Raw genomic sequence first — 21710 nt, 5'->3', positions numbered from 1 at the left:
TACCTTTTATTTTATTAGTTCAAAAAAAAAGAGACTCTGTATTCAAAATTAATACAGAGTCTCTTTTTATTTAAAATTGATACACAATTAGCGTAATCGTTCTAAAATCTTTTTATTTATGGCTTTCACCAAAGCCGGACCTTCATAAATAAAACCAGTATACAACTGAATTAAACTTGCTCCAGCCTCTAATTTCTCTAGAGCATCTTCCGCAGAATGAATTCCTCCTACTCCAATAATCGGGAAGGCTTTATTGCTTTTTTCAGATAGAAATCGGATCACTTCAGTAGAACGATGTGTCAATGGTTTTCCAGATAATCCACCCATTTCTGTTTTATTATCAGATTGCAATCCTTCACGAGAAATCGTGGTATTAGTCGCAATAACTCCCGCAATTTTAGTTTCCTGAATAATATCAATAATATCAAATAACTGCTCATCTGTCAAATCTGGAGCAATTTTTAAGAGAATTGGCTTTTGCTTTGGCCTTGCCAAATTCTTATTTTGCAATGTTTGTAACAATTGTGTCAACGGTTCTTTGTCTTGTAACGCTCGGAGATTTGGCGTGTTTGGGGAACTTACATTCACCACAAAATAATCCACATAATCATATAATGCATCAAAACAAATTTCATAATCTGAAGTCGCTTCTTCGTTTGGTGTCAATTTATTTTTACCAATATTTCCGCCTATCAAAACACCTTTGTTTTGTTTCAAACGTTCCACCGCTTCCTGAACTCCGCCGTTATTGAAGCCCATTCTGTTGATAATTGCACTGTCTTCTTTGAGACGAAACAATCGTTTTTTAGGATTTCCTTCCTGACCTTTTGGAGTAAGCGTTCCTATTTCGATAAAACCAAAACCAAAATTAGACAATTCTTTATACAACTTGGCGTCCTTATCAAACCCGGCAGCAAGCCCAACCGGATTTCTAAATTTTAAACCAAAAACTTCAGTCTCTAATCGTGTATCTTTTACTTCGTAAAGCAATCTAAAAAGACTACTAAAACCTGGAATTTTGGACAAAAATCGAATTAATGAAAAAGTAAAATAATGAACTTTTTCCGGATCAAACAAAAATAGAAATGGACGAATGAATACTTTATACATGGTTGTAGTGTTGTTGGTACAAAAATAGAACTATCTAATCGATAATTAAATATTTCAAAAAAAAATTATACATCAACATTCGATTTGGCTGTAGCCAAAGAAGAAATAACATCAATAAACGGTAGTTAAATAAAGTACAAAACCTCCTAAACAACAAAACACAATTCATTAATTATCAATAATTTAAAACAAAAAATTGCCGTTTTAAATACCTGCGCACAATATAAGAAATAATTTTTTAAATGATTTTTCTTATCTTGTAATAAAATAAATTATTGTCAAACATAAATTTTCATCAACTTAAAACACACGGCTATGAATATAAAATTATTTTTCACTGTAGTATTGCTTTCTAGTTTTCAACTTTTCTTTGCCCAAGACATTAAATCTGAAACTATAAAGTTAGCCACAAAAACTACCATAACTACGGTTACAACAATTAAAGACACGATAAAAGTGGCTCCAGAAGTTGCTGTAAAATTAACGACCAATGCAGAGAAAGAAGCATTGAAAAAAGAAGCTAAAACTCTTAACGACAAAATAAAAGAGGAGAAAAAAGCACTAAGAGAAGCTAAGAAAATTGAAAAAGAGCAAAAAGATTTTGAAAAAAAACAAAAAGCTTTTGACAAACGACAAGACAAGATTCTTTCAAGTGAAAAATCAATTAGTAAAATAAAAACAAAAATTTCAAACGAAGAAAGAAATTTAATCAAACTCAAAGAAAAATTTGAGCAGAAAAAATCAAAAGGAAAGCTTGGTTCTACTGAAATTGAAAAAGAAAATATCAAAATCAGTAAGAGACAAATAAAAGTAAATAAGCTGGAAGGAGATCTAGATAAAGCGGAAGAAAAGCTGCATAAAATGAGAGATTAATTTGAACCACCTTCGGGTGGTTTTTTCATATAAAAAGGTTTATTACACTCCAAAAATAGTATTGTTTATTGAGACTCAAACAATGCAATTATTATTTTTAATTTGCAAAATTTAGTTACCGTTTAACTTCAATATGCTCCTGAAAAAATGTTTATATTTGCATAAAAACAAATTAAAATGCAACATATAATTGACCGTTTCATCAGTTACGTAACTATTGATACTGAATCTGATCACAAATCAGAAAGTACTCCAAGTACAGCAAAACAATGGGATTTAGCCAATAAACTGGTTGAAGAACTTAAAGCAATTGGAATGCAAGACGTGACAATTGATGAGAAATCATACATCATGGCTACTTTGCCAAGTAATGTAACTCATGAAGTTCCTGTAATTGGATTTATTTCTCACTTTGACACTTCCCCTGATTTTACCGGAGCCAATGTAAAACCTCAAATTGTATCGAACTATGATGGTAAAGACATTGTATTAAATGCAGAAAAAAATATTGTGTTATCACCAAGTTATTTCAAAGATTTATTGCTTTACAAAGGGCAAACTTTGATCACTACTGACGGAACAACACTACTAGGTGCCGATGACAAAGCCGGAATCACCGAGATTGTGACTGCAATGGAATTCCTGATCAACAATCCTGAAATCAAACACGGAAAAATCAGAGTTGGTTTTACACCAGACGAAGAAATTGGTCGTGGTGCACATCATTTTGATGTAGAGAAATTTGGAGCGGATTGGGCTTATACAATGGATGGCAGCCAGATAGGTGAATTAGAATATGAAAATTTTAATGCGGCTGGCGCCAAAATCACTTTCAAAGGTAAAAGCGTGCATCCTGGCTATGCCAAAGGAAAAATGATCAACTCTATGTTGATTGCAAATGCCTTTATTAACGAACTGCCCGCTGGAGAAACTCCTGAAGAAACTAAAGGATACGAAGGATTCTTTCACGTGCATCATTTGACTGGAAGTATTGAAGAAACCGTTTTGGAATTAATCATTCGCGATCATAACAAGAAAAAGTTCGAAAAACGCAAAGAACTAATCGAAAAAATCACCAGAAAAATCAATAAGAAATTTGCAAAACAATTTGGTGAAGATATCGTTATCACGGAGATTAAAGATCAATATTACAATATGAAAGAAAAGGTTCTGCCTGTGAAACATATTGTGGATATTGCTGAAAAAGCAATGAAAGAAATAGGAATAAAACCGCTTATAAAACCTATTCGTGGTGGAACTGATGGTTCTCAATTATCGTATAAAGGATTACCTTGCCCAAATATTTTTGCTGGCGGACACAATTTTCATGGAAAATATGAATATGTTCCGGTAGAAAGTATGCAAAAAGCGGTTGAAGTAATTGTAAAAATAGCGCAATTGACAGCTAGAGAAGATTCATCTAAAAAATAAGCTATTTGGAATCCTCAAAGACGACTCATTCTTGTGATAAAAACAACAGTTGGTCAGAAGAATTAGAACTTCTAAAATCAATTATTGTCAAAACGGAACTCGTGGAAACAACCAAATGGGGTGGTATTGTTTATGTCTTGAATGGTAAAAACGTACTCGGAATTGGAGAATTCAAAAATTATTTTACAATTTGGTTTTTTAATGGTGTTTTATTGCAAGATAAAAAAAAGACCTTAGTTAATGCACAGGAAGGCGTTACTAAATCGTTGCGACAATGGCGTTTTTCATCAAAAAAAGAATTCGATGAAGCAGCAGTTTTAGATTATATTAATGAAGCGATTGCCAATGAAAAACAAGGAAAGAATAGTAAGCCTCAGAAAAAAGAACCTATTCTTTCTGAACTTCTTCAAAAGAAATTTGATGCTGATGCCAATTTAGCAGATGCTTTTCTAAAATTCTCTCCTTACAAACAATATGAATTCTTAGAATATGTTGAAACTGCAAAACGAGAAGAAACCAAACGTTCTCGGATTGAAAAAATTAAACCGATGATAAAAGAAAACATTGGTTTAAATGATAAATATCGATAAAATTAAGTCCCAATTCTGAAGCTCAGAGTTGGGACTTTTTAATTAAACCACATTAGAATAATACATTCTACGTTCATAATTATTTATACAATTTCTTTATTTTAAAAATAAAATACTTCCTTCCTTGCATACTATTTGTTGTAAACAGAATAAATTACCTGATTCGTTTTGAAAAACTTAACATTGACCAGTATATTAAATCACTACATTTACTTACAAGCACCTAACAATTTAGTAACACCAGAACAACTATTCGTTTAATTGAATAAAAGCTAAAACTATAAATTATGATACAAAAGAAAGAAGCAGAAACTGATCCAGTATCTCCAGCAAAACCTGAAATTGACAAGCCAATTAGAGCTCCAAGAACTAAAGTAGTTAAACCTGTAGCGGAACCCGTTGAAATTATTCAACCTGTAATTGAAGAAGTCATAACAGAAACTATTGAGATTACTACTATTGATCTAGAAGACAATGATAATAGTGACGTTTCAAATCAGAAAAAAAGTAAAAATAAGACTAAAAACAAAGTAAAAATGAAAGACAAAGACAAGAAAAAGGCTAAAAAAGCCGATGCAAAAGAGAAAGCAAAACAAAAAGCGAAAGCAAAAGCCAAAAAGGCAAAAAAAGCCAAAAAGGATAAAGCTAAGAAAGCAAAAGTTAAAGCCAAGATAAAAGCTAAAAAAGCCAAAGCAAAATCAAAAAAAGCGAAGAAGAATAAAAAGAATAAAAAATAAGGATATTTTTTATCCAAAAAAAGTCCCAATCCGAATAATCGGTTGGGACTTTTTTAATTCATTAAAATGAGAATTATTTTTTGTTCAATACAGCACTCATTTCCATCGAAATAGCAGAACGCTCCATTTTCAATTTTCCTGACATCGTTTCAACAACAACAGTTGTATCCGCTAACTCAGAAACTTTTCCGTGAAGACCACTTTTAGTAATGATTTTATCGCCTACTTTCAAGGTGCTTTCAAATTCTTTTTCTTGTTTTGCTTTTTTCTGTTGTGGTCTGATCATAAAGAAATAGATCACCACAAACATTAATATAAACGGTGCAAATTGAGTTAATTGTTCCATAATTTAAATTCTTTTTTTATTGATTAATTACATTAAACCACGACCAGCTTTAATGATTCTTTTACTGGCTTCCAGTTCTTTTACTAAATTGTCTAAAATTCCGTTGATAAAAATACTACTTTTTGGCGTAGAATATTCTTTAGCAACTTCTAAATATTCGTTAAGAGTTACTTTTACGGGAATGGATGGAAATTTCAAAAATTCACAGATTGCCATTTTCAGGATAATTGTGTCAATTTCGGCAATTCTTTCAGTATCCCAGTTTGGTGTTTTATCAAGATATTCTTTAGCTAATTCCGTTTCGTTTAAGACTGTTTTTCGGAACAAATCTTTAACAAAATCCTTATCCTCATTGTCTTTATACAATTTTGGCACTCTAAAATTATCATCTTCACCAGATTTAATGGCTTTCAATTGCTTGATAATATGTGTATTCACTAATGGAATATCATCAACCCAAGTTAACTTATCATCCTCTAAATATTCATATAATTTCTCATTTGGAACAATTACCTCCATGAATAAATCAACGATAAACTGTCTGTCTTCTTCAAATGTATTTACTGGATTATTCATGTAATCCGCATACAATTTACTTGCTTTTACGTCATTTAGAAGCAATAAAATATAATCGTCGTTTAAAGACCAATTATTGATTTTACGGTTTTCCAGCGCAATACTTAATGAATTGTTTTCGGCAAGGATTTGAAAGATTCTGTTTTTGATGAACTTTTCGTTGGGTTTACGTTCCTCAGGAGTTGCAAGATGTTTCAAACTTGATTTATGTAAAAAGACAGTCTCTGTTTTACAAATTTCAATCAAGGAAGAAAGCATTATAAGGTATAAATCTTGAATATTGTCGATACTGTAAAAAAGGAATTTTTCTTCTTTTTCCAGATTATCTGAACCGCTTTGATGCATCGCATAAATGGATTGCATTACTTTAACGCGAATGTGTCTTCTATTTACCACCTTGTAAGAACTTTTATTAATTAGTCTGCAAAAATAAGTATTTCATTTTTTAAAATAAAATATATAATCGCTTATTTTAAAGTTTTCAATCGGCAGCATTCAGTGAATGATAATAAATTGTTCACTGAATACTGATAACTGAGCACTATTTTTTATTTTTTACTATTTTCTATTTTTCTTTGATTGATGCGATTTTGAGCAATTGTCAAAGCAGCATGATGTGTTGTCATCTTGTTCGCAATAGCAAAGTCAAATATTTCTAATGTTGTGTTGTAAATATTTTCTGTTTTACGCATGATTTCTGCTTTGTCATAATGCGCTAATTCAGCATACACATTGATGATTCCACCGGCATTAATCAAGAAATCCGGAGCATAAAGAATGCCTCTTTCTTGTAAAATTGCACCGTGAACATTCTCATCAGCTAATTGATTATTGGCAGCACCAGCAATTACTTTTGCTTTAATTTTATAAACAGTATTGTCATTTAACGTTGCTCCCATAGCGCAAGGCGCATAAATATCAACATCTGCACTGTACAAGTCTTCTCCTCTGAAAATTTCTGCATGGTACTTCGTTCCTACTTCATTCAGTTTTTCTTCATTGATATCAGCAATAGTAACGATTGCTCCTTCTTTGGTTAAATAATCAACTAAAGTTTCACCAACATGACCAATTCCTTGAACCAATACTTTCTTGCCACTCAAAACATCAGAACCAAATTGTTGTTTTGCAGCTGCTTTCATTCCTAAATATACTCCGTAAGCCGTAACTGGAGATGGATTTCCAGAACCACCTCTGGATTCAGAAATTCCGGTAACATAAGGGGTCACATCTCTAACGATATCCATATCTGCGGTTTCCATTCCTACATCTTCAGCAGTAATATATCTTCCGCTTAAACCGTGCACAAATTCACCAAATTTACGCATCAACTCCGGAGTTTTTTGCGTTTTAGCATCTCCAATAATAACTGCTTTCCCTCCGCCAATATTCAATCCTGTAATCGCTGCCTTATAAGTCATACCGCGAGAAAGACGCAATACATCGTTTAAAGCTTCCCATTCGTTTGCATAATTATACATTCGTGTACCACCCAAAGCAGGCCCCATAACCGAATTATGAATACCAATAATTGCTTTTAAACCTGTATCTTTGTCGTTGCAAAATACAATTTGTTCGTGATCATCAAATGATAATTGACCAAAAACGGGATCCATTTTTTGAAGTTCCTTTCCAGTTGTGAAAGCTGCATTCATAGTGTAAGTTTTTATAGTGATAAATTATGAATTCGTCAAAAAGACAATCCAAATTTAAACAAAAAACAAATATGCATTGTTTTTTTGTTTAAAAAATATCAAATCAGCAATTTAACTCGCTAATAATTTATCACGGAAATTATTAAAAAGTAAAATTATTTTAAAAAATAAAATCATTTCAACACAGAATATCATAAAAAAATGAAAGAATTACGTTATTTAAATAAATACTTCGTCAAATACAAATACAGTTTCTTACTGGGAATTATTTTTACCATTATTGCACAAATATTCATGCTTTTCACACCCAAGTTGATTAGCAAATCATTCAAGGTTATTGAGGCTTTCGCCAAAGATAAAACTATAGCCAAATCAGTTATACACGAAGAATTAATTTCGAATATCCTATTGATTATTGCTACCACAATTATTGCCGGGTTTCTTACTTTCTTAATGAGACAAACCTTAATTGTGATGTCACGCCACATAGAATTTGACTTAAAAAACGAAGTATTCCGTCAATATGAGAATCTTTCGCAGAACTTCTACAAGCAAAATCGTACGGGAGATTTAATGAACCGTATCAGCGAGGACGTTTCAAAAGTAAGAATGTATGTAGGTCCAGCGGTGATGTACACCATAAATACCGTCATTCGTTTTGCAATAGTAATTGTCTATATGTATAATGTATCGCCAATATTGACTTTATACACATTGCTTCCTTTACCGCTTTTATCATACGCCATTTTCAAACTGAGTTCCGAAATCAATGTAAGAAGTACCATTTTCCAACAATATTTATCTAAAGTTTCCAGTTTTTCACAAGAAATATTTTCAGGAATCCGAGTGATAAAAGCCTATTCTTTGGAAAACCAACATCAAAACAACATGGTGAGTTTAGCCAATGAAAGCAAAAGCAAAAGCTTAAATTTGGCCAAAGTCCAGTCCTTATTTGGACCTTTAATGTTGGCGCTAATAGGAATCAGTAATTTAGTAGTAATTTATTTTGGCGGTTTAATGTATATCAACGGTTCTATAAAAAGCATTGGAACTATCGCCGAATTTATTTTGTACGTGAATATGCTTACTTGGCCCGTAGCATCGTTAGGTTGGGTTTCTTCTATGGTTCAAGAGGCCGAAGCTTCACAGAAACGTCTCAATGAATTCCTTAAAATTGAACCCGAAATAAAAAATAAAAACCTGAATAAATCAGTGATTGAAGGATCTATTTCTTTCGAAAACGTAAGCTATACTTACGAGGATACTAATATCAAAGCGTTGCAAAACATCTCTTTCACCGTAAAAAAAGGAGAAACGTTAGCTATTCTAGGGAAAACAGGATCTGGAAAATCTACCATTTTATCCTTAATTTCCAGAATGTATGATGTAACCGATGGAAAAATAACCATTGACGGAAGCGAAATAAGCAACGTCAATCTTTTTGATTTGCGAAACAGCATTGGTATCGTTCCGCAAGATGCGTTTTTATTTTCAGACAGTATTAAGAATAATATTATGTTTGGTAAAGAGAATGCGAGCATGCAAGAAGTGGAATCAGCAGCAAAAAGTGCCGTTGTTCATGATAACATCATGGGCTTTAATAAACAATACGAAACCGTTCTGGGTGAAAGAGGAATTACACTTTCCGGAGGTCAAAAACAGAGAGTTTCCATTGCCAGAGCCATTATTAAAAACCCTCCTATTTTGCTTTTTGACGATTGTTTGTCAGCCGTTGATACGGAGACCGAAGAAGCAATATTGAACAACTTACATGAAATTTGTAAAGACAAAACAACAATAATAGTAAGTCACCGTGTATCATCAGCTAAAAATGCTGATAGAATTATAATTATTGAAAAAGGACAAATTATCCAACAAGGTTCTCATAATCAATTGATAAATCAAGAAGGGTATTATGCGGCTTTGTATTTGAAACAACTTTCAGAAAAAGAAATGCTATAATTGTTGTATAATACATATTTTTTATAGATTTTTGGATGCTAGTTAACAACCATAAATTGATAGAAAGGATTATGAGAGAACATGACATGTTAGAAAAAGAAGAGATATTTTCTAAAGTTTTAAGAGCTGGGAGAAGAACCTATTTCTTTGATGTGAGAGCGACAAAAGCAGATGATTATTACATTACCATTACCGAAAGCAAAAAATTTACTGAAGAAGATGGATCATTCCATTTCAAAAAACATAAAATCTATTTATACAAAGAAGATTTTGCTGCTTTTGCAGAAATTTTAGGAGAAATGACTTCTTATGTTTTGAACCACAAAGGCGAAGAAGTAATCTCAGAAAGACACCAAAAAGATTTCAAAAAAGAATATGCATCTGAAAAAACAGATGATGAAATTATACCGCAAACATCAACTTTTACAGATATAGAATTTGATGATATTTAATTTTTAGTTACTTACTTACCAATAAAAAAGTCCAAAAGTCATTTGATTTTTGGACTTTTTTTATAGAAAAATCAATTTATATTTGATTCTATTTATACAAATTTACAAACTATCCAATCCGCAATCCGTTTTCTATTTTAAAATCGGGAGCCAGTAAAATCACATCACCTTCGGCTCCAACGGCTCCTAAAACCAAGCACTCGCTCATAAATTTCCCAATTTGTTTTTTAGGAAAATTGACCACGGCTACGATTTGGCGGTCTAGCAAAGTTTCTTTCTGATAGCGTTTAGTTATCTGTGCAGAAGTTTTTCGAATACCAATTTCGGAACCAAAATCTATTGTGAGCTGATAAGCAGGGTTCCTAGCTTCGGGAAAATCATTGACTTCCAGAATAGTTCCTACACGCATCTCCACTTTTTCGAATTCAGTCCAGGATAGATCCATTTAATTTAAATTTTAGTTTTGAAATATAAAGTTACATTTTACAAAATAAAAAAATTACTTTTTACAGAAAGATGTTTACTAAAGAAAAGTAACACTAAACAAATCTGACATGTTAAATACACGTTAAACGTATTAGAACTCAAAAAAATGAGTGTATTTTTGCAGTGCGAAATTTAATATTCATGAAAATCTTTCCAAATATAACACCAACTTGCACCTCTCTTTTTAAAGAGATTTTTGTGCTTGGTGCTAAGTTTTCGCATTCAAAAGCCTTTGTTGATTAGACCTTCGTCTATATAAAAACAAACTACTACTTCGAGACGAAGGTTTTTCTTTACACCATTTATTTAATCTGAAATTTTAAAAATTCTCTTTTTAAAATTCAATCCTAATTTAAAAACATGTTTTTAAAAAAATTAGCTGCGCACCAAATTATTTGGGCGTCAACCCTTTCGTTTTTAGTAATCAGCAGTGTATTGATTTATTTCAATTATCTTGATTATTTATTTTTGGCTATTCCTCTATTATTACTCTATTTACTAGTTTCGGATACTTTTCAATCCAAACACACGGTTAAAAAAAATTACCCAATTGTGGGTCGATTCAGGTATTTCCTAGAATCTTTTCGTCCGGAAATGCGTCAATATTTCTTTGAAGGCGAATTAGACGGAAAACCATTTAATCGCAGACAACGCACAATCGTTTATCAAAGAGCCAAAAATGTAAAGCAAACTATCTCTTTCGGAATGCAGGATGATCCAAACAGAATTGGTTATGAATGGGCGGCGCATTCTATTTATCCAAAAAGAGCTGACAAACAATTTTTCAGGACTACTGTGGGCAACAGCCAGTGTTTGCAACCGTATAGCGCCAGTATTTATAACATTAGCGCCATGAGTTATGGCGCATTGAGCAAAACTGCTATTTCTTCTTTGAATAAAGGAGCTCAAAAAGGTGGTTTTGCGCATAACACTGGCGAAGGAGGAATCAGCGATTTTCACTTAGAAGGCGGTGATTTAATTTGGCAAATCGGAACAGGATATTTTGGATGCAGAAAAGATGATGGAACTTTTTCGGAAGAATTATTTACAGAAAAAGCCAACTTCCCACAAGTCAAAATGATTGAGTTAAAACTCTCTCAAGGAGCCAAACCTGGACACGGAGGATTATTACCCGGCGAAAAAAATACGCCTGAAATCGCTAAAATCAGAAATATCCAGTCTCATGTAGCAGTACATTCTCCTGCGGGACATACTGCTTTTTCAAACAGTACAGAATTATTGCTTTTTCTAAAGAAATTAAGACACTTATCAAATGGAAAGCCAGTGGGATTCAAAATTTGCATTGGTCGCCAAGATGAATTTATTGATATCATTAAAGCTATGAAAGAAACAGGAATTGTACCTGATTTTATAACTGTTGATGGTGCCGAAGGAGGTACTGGTGCAGCACCATTAGAATTTATTGATTATATGGGAATGGCACTTTCGGATGCTTTGATTTTTGTTTCCAAAACCTTGCAACAATTTGAACTCAGAGATGAAATTAAAATTATGGCTTCTGGGAAAATCATCACTGGTTTTGATATCGCCAAAGCAATATCACTTGGTGCCGATGCATGTTACAGCGCACGAGGAATGATGTTTGCATTGGGTTGTATTCAAGCGTTGCAATGCGACAGTGGTAAATGTCCTGTAGGTATTGCAACCCAAGATAAAGCATTATACAAAGGATTAGATATTACCGAAAAAAGTGTTCGCGTTGCTCATTTCCACAACAACACGTTAAAAGCTTTTGCAGAATTCATTGGAGCATGTGGATTTGATTCACCAAAAGCGATTACTCCAGATGTTTTTTACCGAAGAATTGATCACAAAACCAATGAAAGCTTTGCTTCTCTATTTTTTAATGATTTTCAAAATAAAACTAAAACCGAAAAAATAAACTTAAATTAAATCGATATGAAACCAATTCCAGTTTTAACAATTACCGATTATAACATTCTTCGCGAATTGGTAAAAAATGCAAAAGACAGTACGAATATTAGAGAGATAGCCTTGCTTACACAAGAATTAGACCGATCAATTGTCAATAAAGAAGGTCTTTTTGACCAAAGTATTGTTCGAATGAATTCACATGTAATCATCGAAGAAGTGAATACCAAACAGCAAATGAAAATTCAAATTGTCATGCCTTCACAATCCAATATAAAGGAAGGAAAAGTTTCTATTCTGGCACCATTATGTGTCGCAATAATTGGCTTTAAAGAAAATGACGAAGTGGAATGGCAATTACCATCTGGAATTAAGACTTTAAAAATAATTACCGTAACGAATACTACAAGCAACTAATTCTCAGTCTTTTTTAAACACCTCATTTTATGAAGGTGTTTTTTTTATCTCGTTTTCTCTTGACTGAAGTAGAACTGTAAAATACATTCTATTTTTCAAAACCTCATCTAAGTTCATCATCTATATTTAAAGTTGTAAATCAAATATTTTACTGACAAAAATTAGCGTTTTAAATCTAAAACCAAATCCTTTTGCTTAACTTTAAAGCTGAAACTTTAAACTGGAAAAACTTCAATGTCAAAAACTGCTTCTAAAATGGTGCCGCTGGGTACAACCGCTCCTGAATTTTATTTGAAAGACACCAACTCCTCTGAATGGTTTTCTTTTGCAGATTTAAAAGGCGAAAAAGGAACATTGGTCCTATTCATTTGCAATCACTGCCCTTTTGTACACCATGCTCTTGAAGAAATTTCTATGATAGCTAATGATTATCGAGTGCAAGGCATCGGAATTATTGCTATTTCCAGTAATGATGTCGTAAACTATCCGCAAGACGCTCCCGAATTGATGACAGAATTTGCCTTTGAAAATAATTTTGAGTTTCCCTATCTTTATGATGAAACACAGGATGTTGCCAAAGCGTATGGTGCAACATGTACGCCTGATTTTTTCCTATTTGACAATCTAGACAAATTAGTTTATCGCGGTCAACTCGATGACAGCCGGCCTGGAAATGGCATTCCTTTAAGTGGAAATGATTTGCGTGGCGCCATTGACGGCGTAGTTTACAATCGAATTATTAATCCGAATCAAAAACCAAGTATCGGATGCAGTATAAAATGGAAGTAAATTCAATTACACAAAAACAACCCTGATTCCCAGCAGAATACTTTCGCATTTCTTTAAAAAACAAAAAAAGTTATAACTATTTAAACGAATTTTGTAATACTCTTTTTATCAAATCCCTCTAAATTTACAAAAGATGAATACTAAATTCATCTGGTAAATAGTAACTATTATGGAAATGAGTCAAATAAACAACATCGAATCGAGAAAAGAAGATAATACTGGCATAGACATGTATATTGAGACAGCGCCAAATGTAAAATTATATGTGAAAGATTATGGTCAAGGAAAACCTGTAATTCTTATTCATGGTTGGCCTTTATCTAATGAAATGTGGGAATACCAAATTGATACTTTAGTTCAAAATAATTTTAGAGTTATTGCGTATGACCGTCGTGGTTTTGGGAAATCTTCACAACCTTGGAATGGGTATGATTATGACACTTTGGCTGACGATTTAAAGGCCATTATTGAGCAATTGGATTTAACAGAAGCTACACTTGTTGGATTTTCAATGGGCGGTGGAGAAGTGGTACGCTATTTCAGTCGACATGGCGGAAAAGGAGTTTCAAAAGCGGTACTTATCTCTTCAGTAACCCCTTTTCAACTGCAAACCGATTCGAATCCAAATGGTGTTCCACAAGAAAAATACGACGGGATGGCGGAACAAATTAAAGCCGACCGAATTGGTTTTCTGGATAATTTTGGAAAAACGTTTTTTGGGGTGAGCTTTATCAGTAAACCAATCAGTACTCCTTTATTGGATTATTATAGAATGTTGTGCTCTTTTGCTTCACCACGTGCTACTTTAGAATGTGCCATATCATTTTCAACAACCGATTTTCGTCGTGAAATGGCATCCGTAAATGTTCCTACATTAATTATTCATGGGGATGAAGACAAAACAGTCCCTATTGAAATTACTTCTGAGATAGCGACAAAATTAATTCCGGATAATAAATTCATCGTCTATGAAGGAGCACCACACGGGTTATTTTACATTGAAAAAGATAAATTAAACAAAGATTTGGTTGAATTTTTAAATTCATAAATAAGCAGCACATTGAATTTTCAAATGGCTACAGCTTTAATTTAATCCACAAAAAATCCCAAAACTCACGTTTTGGGATTTCTTAATTTTATAAGGACTGTGAATAGTTTAAACTATTTTACTTCCATTAATTCAACGTCAAAAATCAAAGTGGCATTTGGTGGAATTGCTCCTCCAGCACCGCGGGATCCATAACCTAAATGAGAAGGAATAACGAAACGTGCTTTGTCACCTACTCGCAACAAGGCAATTCCTTCGTCCCATCCTTCAATAACCTGACCTTGACCCAATCTGAATTCAATTGGTTTTTTTCTTGGATAAGAAGAATCAAAAACTTTCCCATTCTCTAGTGAACCTTCATAATGAACAGCAACCGTTTTTCCGCTTTCTGCTTTTTTACCCTCACCTCTTTGAATGAATTGGTAACGCAAACCGCTTTCTGTTTTTTCGAAACCAGCCGCTAATTTTTCCATTTCAGCTTCTGCTTCTGCTTTTAAAGCTGCATCGCGTTTGTTACGAGATCCCTTGAAAGTAATAAAAGCTTCTATTGCATTCCAATTTTTAGCTTCTTCACCTTCTCTGATAATTTCTAAAGACTCTAAAATATCTCCTTGCTCAACAGCATCTACAACATCCTGACCTTCTACAACATGACCAAAAACAGTATGTTTATTATCCAACCATTCTGTTGGGATATGGGTAATGTAGAATTGAGAACCGTTTGTTCCTGGTCCAGAATTGGCCATAGCCAAAACTCCCGGACGGTTGTGTTTTAAACTTGGGTGAAATTCATCATCAAATTTATACCCTGGATCTCCAGTTCCAGTTCCTTGTGGACAACCCCCTTGAATCATGAAATCAGGAATTACTCTGTGAAATTTTAATCCGTCATAAAATTTAACCCCTTGTAGTTTTACTTTATTTTCTAAGTTTCCTTCTGCCAATCCTACAAAGTTCCCAACTGTGCCCGGAGTCAAGTCGTGTGTAAGTTTTACTAAAATAGCACCTTTAGTGGTGTTGAATTTAGCATATATTCCGTTTTCCATTTTTTTTAATTTTTGTTAAAGCGCAAATTTACGAATTAAATTAGACAATTTGAAAATTCTCATTAAATGGATTCAGTTAATTGAAGACCATTTTTTAGTGATTGTACTGAGCCATTTTAGCAAAAAAGACTGTAAATAATTCCCTCTTCTATTTGTAAAAACTAATTGTGTTTTACCCAAATAAGTTCGGAAGTCTTGTAACCAAGATCTTTCGCCGTTTTTAAATATGCTTCTTTTACCTCTTGTGGCATTGTTTTATCCCGTGAAAGCAACCACAGATATTTCAGACTTTTACCTGCAACCAAAGCATATTTATAGTCTGAATCAAGTCCAATAATGTTATATCCCGAATAAAATGGTCCAAAAAAAGAAACTTTTAATTTCCCTTCCTTTGAATCACCTGCAAGCTTCACTTTGCCTGTAGATGCTACATCTTTGTTCTTTATGTAATTATACCCTCGATTTACCACCTTAATCGTTCCATCCTCGTTTAATGAATATTCAGCGGTTGTATTGTTCAAGTTTTTTTCGAAAATAAAATCCAGCCGTGCAATTTCGTACCAGTTGCCTAAGTATTTATCTTGATCAAAATCTTGAATTACCACAGCGCCCTTAGGTATAGAGCTGCAGGAATTCATAACCAACAGACTTGCAGAGAGCAGTGTTAGACTTCCTAAAACTCGAATTTTATTTTTCATCATCTTTCATTGAATATCAAAATTCAGAAATAAAAAATTGTAAATCAATACAATTTAGAATACTTTAAGATTTACTAAAACAATACAAATCTCTACATTAGTCATAGCAGCTTTTGTTTGTGGTGCTATGCTCCCTAAGTCTTTATAATAACGAAAATATTCTAATTCAACTAAACCCTAGCCCAGATTGAAACAACATCCTTTTCTTGCTTTCTTTAAGCAAGAAAAGATAGCGTGTAAAGCTGGAAATAGCTCCTAAAGAAAAGTTTAATCGTTGATTTGGTTATTTGGTTATTTGAAAACCTTGCCATCTTTGTACCTTTGCAACTTTCAAACTAAGATTTAAAATTATGCGCATCGATATTGTTACCGTTCTCCCAGAATTATTGCGAAGTCCGTTTGAGGCTTCGATTATGAAACGTGCTATTGACAAAGGATTGGTGGAAGTTCATTTTCATAATCTGCGGGACTATACGACCAACAGACAGAAAAGCGTGGATGATTATCCCTATGGCGGTGGTGCCGGAATGGTGATGACGGTACAACCTATTGATGCTTGTATTACGCATTTGAAAAGCGAAAGAACCTACGACGAAATCATTTATATGTCGCCGGATGGGGAAACCCTAAACCAGAAAATGGCGAACACGATGTCGATGTATGAGAATATCATTATCCTTTGCGGACATTATAAAGGGGTAGATCAACGCGTACGCGATCATTTTATTACCAAAGAAATATCAATTGGTGATTATGTATTGAGTGGCGGCGAATTAGGAGCTTTGGTATTATCAGATGCATTGATCCGATTGATTCCTGGCGTTTTGAGTGACGAAACCTCAGCATTGACGGATAGTTTTCAGGATGGATTATTATCAGGACCTATATACACACGCCCGGCGGATTACAACGGATGGAAAGTTCCGGAGGTTTTGACCAGCGGGAATTTTGCCAAAATTGACAAATGGCGCGAGGATATGGCATACGAACACACAAAGAACAGACGACCGGATTTGCTAGAAGATTAAAAATTTGTTTAAAGTTTAAAGTTGGTATTCAAGAACTTCTAAACTTTAAACAAGAAATACTTTAAAATTTAAACTTTTTTATTTACTTTTGCGCCCACATTAGTTCAACCTCTGGCGAGATCCGTGAATGTTGATTTAATACAACCCATAATTAAAAAATATCATGGCAGATTTAATGAAATTCGTTCAAGACGAATTCGTAACAAGAAAAGAATTCCCAGTTTTTGCAGCTGGAGATACTATCACCGTTTACTACGAAATTAGAGAGGGTGAAAAAACTAGAACACAGTTTTTCAAAGGAGTTGTTATCCAAAGAAGAGGTTCTGCTAATACAGAAACTTTCACAATTCGTAAAATGTCAGGTGCTATTGGAGTAGAGCGTATCTTCCCAGTAAACTTGCCAGCTTTACAAAAAATTGAAATCAACAAAAAAGGTGCAGTTCGTAGAGCTAGAATTTTCTACTTCAGAGAACTTACTGGTAAAAAAGCTAAGATTAAAGACAAAAGAAGATAGTCAAATATCTCTTTACTATAAAGGTCCCAACAGTGTTGGGACTTTTTTTTGGTTCAAAACCAAGGGATTTAATATTATTCTTTAAAATTTATAGGAATTAAAAGCATTTCAAGCGCTTTCTATTTGATAATTTATAAGGAATATCATTTTCATATTCTCAATTTGAACAAGCAAAAACAATAATTTAATAATTCAATTTATCCTACTAAAAACTTAATGAAAACGCATTTTCTTTTACGATATCGTTTTATTACCTTTGTAGCTAGGTTTAAAAATAAGAATTACATATATCCATACACTATGACAAAAATTAAAGTAGCCAATCCAGTGGTTGAATTGGATGGCGATGAAATGACACGAATTATTTGGTCCTTTATTAAAGAAAAATTAATTCTGCCTTATTTAGATTTAGATATTAAATATTATGATTTAGGAATGGAAAGCAGAGATGCAAGCAATGACCAAATCACTATTGACTCTGCTGAAGCAATAAAAAAATACAATGTTGGTATTAAATGTGCTACTATAACTCCAGATGAAGACCGCGTTAAAGAATTTGGTTTAAAAAAAATGTGGAAATCTCCAAACGGAACAATCCGTAATATTGTAGGTGGAACCGTTTTCCGTGAACCAATTATCATGAAAAATGTACCTCGTTTAGTTCCCGGATGGACTCAGCCTATCGTTATTGGTCGTCATGCTTTTGGAGATCAATACAAAGCAACGGATACTGTCATCAAAGGAAAAGGAAAACTAACCATGACTTTTGTACCTGAAGAAGGAGAAACTCAAACTTGGGAAGTATACGACTATAAAGGAGACGGAGTTGCAATGGCAATGTACAATACTGACGAAAGTATTTACGGTTTTGCACATTCATCATTCCAAATGGCTTTGACAAAAAAATGGCCTTTGTATCTTTCTACAAAAAATACTATTTTGAAAGCCTATGACGGACGTTTCAAAGATATTTTTGAAGAAGTATATCAATCTACTTACAAAGCTCAATTTGTTGAAGCAGGTATCGTTTACGAACACCGATTAATCGATGACATGGTTGCTTCTGCAATGAAATGGAGCGGTGGTTTTGTTTGGGCTTGTAAAAACTACGATGGCGATGTTCAATCAGACACTGTTGCACAAGGTTTTGGTTCATTAGGTTTAATGACTTCAGTATTGGTAACTCCTGATGGAAAAACGCTAGAAGCGGAAGCGGCTCACGGAACAGTTACACGTCACTACAGACAACACCAACAAGGAAAAGCAACTTCAACCAACCCAATTGCCTCTATTTTTGCATGGACAAGAGGATTGGAACACAGAGGTAAACTTGACGAAAACCAAGCATTAATTAATTTTTGTCATGCTCTAGAACAAGTATGTATTGATACTGTTGAAAGCGGGAAAATGACTAAAGATTTAGCGATGTTAGTAAAACCAGAAGGTTTAACTGCAGCGGATTACTTGACTACCGAAGCTTTCTTGGCAGCAATAAAAGAAAATCTAGATGCTAAACTAGCTTAATTCTTTTTCTACATTATATTCAAAAGGCAACCCGAAACGGTTGTCTTTTTTTTATATTAGCAATACCTTAACAGTTGTTATATGACAATTGCTATTCAATTTAGTGTACTTTGCGTTTTTTCATTTCGATAAAATATAAACAATGACTCCAAAGAAAATTATTACCTTTTTAGTTGTATTACTGTCCACGCTCTCGTCTTTCGGACAAGAAAAATTTACACTAAGCGGAACTATTATTGACGCCAACAGCAATGAAACTTTAATAGGTGTCAACGTCGTGATTCCAGAGTTAAAAACTGGCGTAACCACCAATGAATATGGATTTTACTCCATTACGATACCAAAAGGAAATTATACCATTCAAATAAGTTATTTGGGTTATCTGACCATTTCCGAATCGATATCTCTCAACCAAAATATAAAAAACAATTTTAATTTATTCAGTAATGAAACCGCTTTACAAGAAGTAATTATTACTGATAATAAAACAAAAATTGACATCAAAAAACCAGAAATGAGCGTTAATAAACTCTCCATTTCGGCTATCAAAAAAATGCCAGTTGTGCTGGGTGAAGTCGATGTTTTAAAATCTATTTTGTTACTTCCCGGAGTTACAAATGCTGGCGAAGGCGCTTCCGGTTTTAATGTTCGTGGTGGTGGAGCCGACCAGAATTTAATTTTATTAGACGAAGCAACTATCTTTAATTCATCACATGTTTTTGGATTTTTCTCTGTTTTTAATCCAGATGCTATAAAAGATTTAAAATTATATAAAGGGGGAATTCCGGCTCGCTACGGCGGAAGAGCCTCTTCTGTTTTGGATATTTATCAAAAAGACGGCAACAGCAAAGGATTTCATGTCAATGGAGGAATCGGATTGATTTCCAGCCGTATTTTGGCCGAAGGACCATTGGTAAAAGACAAAGGTTCGTTCCTTATTGGCGGTAGAAGTTCGTATGCACATTTATTTCTGAAGCTTTCCGAAGAACAAAAAGACAACTCGGCTTATTTCTATGATTTAAATATGAAACTCAGTTATAAATTAAATACTAATAACAGTCTTTATTTATCGGGTTATTTTGGTCGCGATGTTTTCAGTCTGAACAAAAGTTTTACCAATATCTATGGAAATGCCACTTTAAACTTGCGTTGGAATCACCTGTTCTCTGAAAAGCTATTTTCTAATTTATCTTTAATTTACAGCGATTATTATTACGGTTTAGATTTGGATTTTGTAGGTTTCCAATGGGATTCCGGCATTAGAAACTATAATATCAAATACGATTTCAAGAATTATATTTCGGATAAATTCAAATTGAATTACGGTGTAAACGGAATTTATTACGAATTCAATCCGGGAACCATCAAACCATCTGATGAAAACTCCGGAATAAATTTTGCTCAATTGGATAAAAAATATGCTTTCGAACCTGCACTTTACATCAATGCTGATCATGAAATTTCCAATAGAATAGCATTTTCTTACGGACTTCGTTACAGTATGTTTTACCGTTTAGGACAATCTACCGTGAATATTTATGCCGACAATAATCCTGTAACATTCAATTCCGAGTTACAGATTTATGAAAAAGCAACTACAATTGGCACTAAATTTTACGAAAGAAATAAAGTTATGCAAAGCTATAATTATTTGGAGCCGCGTTTTTCTGTGGCCTACCAAATCAATGACGACCAATCTGTAAAAGCGAGTTATAATAGAATGGTACAGTATTTACAATTGATTTCGAATACCTCATCGCCTACTCCGTTAGATGTTTGGACGCCAAGTGATAGTTTTATAAAACCACAAATTGCGGATCAGGTGGCTTTGGGTTACTTTAAAAACTTCAACGACGACATGTATTCTCTTGAAGTAGAAACCTATTACAAAGAAGTGCAAAACCGGTTGGATTATATTGACGGCGCTGATTTGATTGCCAATAAAGCCATTGAACAAGTAATCCTGAACGGGCAATTAAGATCGTACGGTTTAGAAATCATGTTCCGAAAAAACGAAGGAAAATTTAACGGCTGGATTTCGTATACCTTATCAAAATCTGAGCAACAAACTCCAGGAAGAACATCAGTAGAAACGGGAATCAACAACGGTCAATGGTACAATTCCGTTTATGATAAATTACATAATGTTGCGATAACCACATCCTATAATTTGAACGAAAAATGGTCTTTCGGAGCTAATTTTGCCCTGCAAACGGGACAACCGGTGACGTATCCTGTTGGACAATATGACTACTTAGGAATCAATGTTCCCAGTTATGGATTGAGAAATGAAAATCGTCTTCCGGCTTACCATCACTTAGATATCGCCGCAACATTAACTCCAAAAAGCAACAAAGACCGCCAGTGGAAAGGCGAATGGGTTTTCAGTATTTACAATTTGTACAATCGGAAAAATGCGGCTTCTATCAATTTCAGACAAAATACAGATACCGGAAGCAATGAAGCTGTAAAAACTTCGATTTTTGGTGTAGTTCCGGCAGTGAGTTATAACTTTAAATTTTAATGGTAGCATTC

Annotated in this window: 21 protein-coding genes; 14 read left to right on the top strand and 7 right to left on the bottom strand. The window is 33.6% G+C overall.

Annotated features, from left to right (window positions below):
- Positions 1–87 precede the first annotated feature (87 nt).
- Complete coding sequence (locus BMX64_RS04545; RefSeq protein ID WP_091166607.1) at positions 88–1110, bottom strand: quinone-dependent dihydroorotate dehydrogenase; 1023 nt, start codon at positions 1108–1110, stop codon at positions 88–90.
- 315 nt (positions 1111–1425) lie between these two features.
- On the opposite strand from BMX64_RS04545, the gene BMX64_RS04540 reads away from it, so the two are divergent.
- From BMX64_RS04540 to BMX64_RS15765, 4 genes are all read left to right on the top strand, one after another.
- Entirely contained in the window at positions 1426–1983 is a 558-nt protein-coding gene (locus tag BMX64_RS04540) for a hypothetical protein (protein WP_091166605.1), read from the top strand.
- 177 nt (positions 1984–2160) lie between these two features.
- A complete protein-coding gene (gene pepT / locus BMX64_RS04535) occupies positions 2161–3414 on the top strand; it encodes a peptidase T (RefSeq protein WP_091166603.1) in 1254 nt (417 codons plus the stop codon).
- A gap of 5 nt (positions 3415–3419) precedes the next feature.
- Positions 3420–4004 (top strand): YdeI/OmpD-associated family protein, encoded by a 585-nt coding sequence (locus BMX64_RS04530; protein WP_091166601.1) that lies wholly within the window; start codon positions 3420–3422, stop codon positions 4002–4004.
- Between the two features lie 287 nt (positions 4005–4291).
- Positions 4292–4741 (top strand): hypothetical protein, encoded by a 450-nt coding sequence (locus tag BMX64_RS15765; RefSeq protein ID WP_208858957.1) that lies wholly within the window; start codon positions 4292–4294, stop codon positions 4739–4741.
- Positions 4742–4814: 73 nt separating this feature from the next.
- Here BMX64_RS15765 and yajC read toward each other — a convergent pair whose 3' ends face one another.
- The 3 genes from yajC to BMX64_RS04510 all read right to left on the bottom strand — a co-directional run bounded on the left by yajC (position 4815) and on the right by BMX64_RS04510 (position 7318).
- The gene (gene yajC / locus BMX64_RS04520) at positions 4815–5087 is read right to left on the bottom strand and encodes a preprotein translocase subunit YajC (protein WP_091166599.1); all 273 of its coding nucleotides are present in this window, start codon (positions 5085–5087) and stop codon (positions 4815–4817) included.
- Between the two features lie 27 nt (positions 5088–5114).
- A complete protein-coding gene (nusB, locus tag BMX64_RS04515; protein ID WP_091168972.1) occupies positions 5115–6026 on the bottom strand; it encodes a transcription antitermination factor NusB in 912 nt (303 codons plus the stop codon).
- A 185-nt stretch (positions 6027–6211) separates the two neighbouring features.
- Complete coding sequence (locus BMX64_RS04510; RefSeq protein WP_091166598.1) at positions 6212–7318, bottom strand: Glu/Leu/Phe/Val family dehydrogenase; 1107 nt, start codon at positions 7316–7318, stop codon at positions 6212–6214.
- Between the two features lie 201 nt (positions 7319–7519).
- Here BMX64_RS04510 and BMX64_RS04505 point away from each other — a divergent pair, with 201 nt between their 5' ends.
- A complete protein-coding gene (locus BMX64_RS04505) occupies positions 7520–9280 on the top strand; it encodes an ABC transporter ATP-binding protein (RefSeq protein ID WP_091166596.1) in 1761 nt (586 codons plus the stop codon).
- A 71-nt stretch (positions 9281–9351) separates the two neighbouring features.
- Entirely contained in the window at positions 9352–9732 is a 381-nt protein-coding gene (locus BMX64_RS04500) for a PUR family DNA/RNA-binding protein (protein ID WP_091168969.1), read from the top strand.
- 109 nt (positions 9733–9841) lie between these two features.
- Here the strand turns inward: BMX64_RS04500 and BMX64_RS04495 are convergent, their stop codons facing one another.
- Positions 9842–10177 carry a tRNA-binding protein gene (locus tag BMX64_RS04495; protein WP_091166594.1) on the bottom strand — a complete coding sequence of 112 codons (336 nt, stop codon included), beginning with the start codon at positions 10175–10177 and terminating at the stop codon, positions 9842–9844.
- Positions 10178–10578: 401 nt separating this feature from the next.
- Between BMX64_RS04495 and BMX64_RS04490 the strand changes: the two genes are divergently transcribed.
- From BMX64_RS04490 to BMX64_RS04475, 4 genes are all read left to right on the top strand, one after another.
- Positions 10579–12132: an FMN-binding glutamate synthase family protein gene (locus tag BMX64_RS04490; RefSeq protein ID WP_091166592.1), complete on the top strand. Its 1554-nt coding sequence runs from the start codon at positions 10579–10581 to the stop codon at positions 12130–12132.
- 6 nt (positions 12133–12138) lie between these two features.
- Positions 12139–12528 (top strand): GreA/GreB family elongation factor, encoded by a 390-nt coding sequence (locus BMX64_RS04485; RefSeq protein ID WP_091166591.1) that lies wholly within the window; start codon positions 12139–12141, stop codon positions 12526–12528.
- Between the two features lie 234 nt (positions 12529–12762).
- Complete coding sequence (locus BMX64_RS04480; protein WP_091166590.1) at positions 12763–13317, top strand: thioredoxin family protein; 555 nt, start codon at positions 12763–12765, stop codon at positions 13315–13317.
- A gap of 175 nt (positions 13318–13492) precedes the next feature.
- Positions 13493–14365: an alpha/beta fold hydrolase gene (locus tag BMX64_RS04475; protein WP_317614706.1), complete on the top strand. Its 873-nt coding sequence runs from the start codon at positions 13493–13495 to the stop codon at positions 14363–14365.
- A gap of 113 nt (positions 14366–14478) precedes the next feature.
- Here the strand turns inward: BMX64_RS04475 and BMX64_RS04470 are convergent, their stop codons facing one another.
- Together BMX64_RS04470 and BMX64_RS04465 are read right to left on the bottom strand one after the other, a co-directional pair.
- Entirely contained in the window at positions 14479–15411 is a 933-nt protein-coding gene (locus BMX64_RS04470) for a peptidylprolyl isomerase (RefSeq protein ID WP_091166588.1), read from the bottom strand.
- 161 nt (positions 15412–15572) lie between these two features.
- Entirely contained in the window at positions 15573–16109 is a 537-nt protein-coding gene (locus tag BMX64_RS04465) for a lipocalin family protein (protein WP_091168966.1), read from the bottom strand.
- A 350-nt stretch (positions 16110–16459) separates the two neighbouring features.
- Here BMX64_RS04465 and trmD point away from each other — a divergent pair, with 350 nt between their 5' ends.
- From trmD to BMX64_RS04445, 4 genes are all read left to right on the top strand, one after another.
- Positions 16460–17137, top strand: a complete 678-nt coding sequence (trmD, locus tag BMX64_RS04460; protein ID WP_091166587.1) for a tRNA (guanosine(37)-N1)-methyltransferase TrmD — start codon at positions 16460–16462, stop codon at positions 17135–17137.
- Between the two features lie 163 nt (positions 17138–17300).
- A complete protein-coding gene (rplS, locus tag BMX64_RS04455) occupies positions 17301–17651 on the top strand; it encodes a 50S ribosomal protein L19 (RefSeq protein ID WP_073354306.1) in 351 nt (116 codons plus the stop codon).
- A gap of 300 nt (positions 17652–17951) precedes the next feature.
- The gene (locus BMX64_RS04450) at positions 17952–19175 is read left to right on the top strand and encodes an isocitrate dehydrogenase (NADP(+)) (RefSeq protein ID WP_091166586.1); all 1224 of its coding nucleotides are present in this window, start codon (positions 17952–17954) and stop codon (positions 19173–19175) included.
- A gap of 142 nt (positions 19176–19317) precedes the next feature.
- Positions 19318–21699 carry a TonB-dependent receptor gene (locus BMX64_RS04445; protein WP_091166585.1) on the top strand — a complete coding sequence of 794 codons (2382 nt, stop codon included), beginning with the start codon at positions 19318–19320 and terminating at the stop codon, positions 21697–21699.
- Positions 21700–21710 lie beyond the last annotated feature (11 nt).

Origin of the sequence: Flavobacterium sinopsychrotolerans (assembly GCF_900110375.1) — a bacterium.
Lineage (GTDB): Bacteria > Bacteroidota > Bacteroidia > Flavobacteriales > Flavobacteriaceae > Flavobacterium > Flavobacterium sinopsychrotolerans.
Note: the sequence above shows the minus strand (reverse complement) of the source record. Positions and strands in the feature narration are given on the sequence as shown.

Bases quoted from the DNA above. Each gene is read 5' to 3' on its own strand.
- BMX64_RS04495 (WP_091166594.1), bottom strand. From the start codon at position 10,177: ATGGATCTATCCTGGACTGAATTCGAAAAAGTGGAGATGCGTGTAGGA.
- BMX64_RS04485 (WP_091166591.1), top strand. From the start codon at position 12,139: ATGAAACCAATTCCAGTTTTAACAATTACCGATTATAACATTCTTCGC.
- BMX64_RS04470 (WP_091166588.1), bottom strand. From the start codon at position 15,411: ATGGAAAACGGAATATATGCTAAATTCAACACCACTAAAGGTGCTATT.
- BMX64_RS04505 (WP_091166596.1), top strand. From the start codon at position 7,520: ATGAAAGAATTACGTTATTTAAATAAATACTTCGTCAAATACAAATAC.
- nusB (WP_091168972.1), bottom strand. From the start codon at position 6,026: ATGCAATCCATTTATGCGATGCATCAAAGCGGTTCAGATAATCTGGAA.
- BMX64_RS04480 (WP_091166590.1), top strand. From the start codon at position 12,763: ATGTCAAAAACTGCTTCTAAAATGGTGCCGCTGGGTACAACCGCTCCT.
- yajC (WP_091166599.1), bottom strand. From the start codon at position 5,087: ATGGAACAATTAACTCAATTTGCACCGTTTATATTAATGTTTGTGGTG.
- BMX64_RS04540 (WP_091166605.1), top strand. From the start codon at position 1,426: ATGAATATAAAATTATTTTTCACTGTAGTATTGCTTTCTAGTTTTCAA.
- BMX64_RS04475 (WP_317614706.1), top strand. From the start codon at position 13,493: ATGAGTCAAATAAACAACATCGAATCGAGAAAAGAAGATAATACTGGC.
- trmD (WP_091166587.1), top strand. From the start codon at position 16,460: ATGCGCATCGATATTGTTACCGTTCTCCCAGAATTATTGCGAAGTCCG.
- BMX64_RS04490 (WP_091166592.1), top strand. From the start codon at position 10,579: ATGTTTTTAAAAAAATTAGCTGCGCACCAAATTATTTGGGCGTCAACC.
- BMX64_RS04545 (WP_091166607.1), bottom strand. From the start codon at position 1,110: ATGTATAAAGTATTCATTCGTCCATTTCTATTTTTGTTTGATCCGGAA.
- BMX64_RS04450 (WP_091166586.1), top strand. From the start codon at position 17,952: ATGACAAAAATTAAAGTAGCCAATCCAGTGGTTGAATTGGATGGCGAT.
- BMX64_RS04500 (WP_091168969.1), top strand. From the start codon at position 9,352: ATGAGAGAACATGACATGTTAGAAAAAGAAGAGATATTTTCTAAAGTT.
- BMX64_RS15765 (WP_208858957.1), top strand. From the start codon at position 4,292: ATGATACAAAAGAAAGAAGCAGAAACTGATCCAGTATCTCCAGCAAAA.
- BMX64_RS04510 (WP_091166598.1), bottom strand. From the start codon at position 7,318: ATGAATGCAGCTTTCACAACTGGAAAGGAACTTCAAAAAATGGATCCC.
- pepT (WP_091166603.1), top strand. From the start codon at position 2,161: ATGCAACATATAATTGACCGTTTCATCAGTTACGTAACTATTGATACT.
- BMX64_RS04445 (WP_091166585.1), top strand. From the start codon at position 19,318: ATGACTCCAAAGAAAATTATTACCTTTTTAGTTGTATTACTGTCCACG.
- BMX64_RS04465 (WP_091168966.1), bottom strand. From the start codon at position 16,109: ATGAAAAATAAAATTCGAGTTTTAGGAAGTCTAACACTGCTCTCTGCA.
- rplS (WP_073354306.1), top strand. From the start codon at position 17,301: ATGGCAGATTTAATGAAATTCGTTCAAGACGAATTCGTAACAAGAAAA.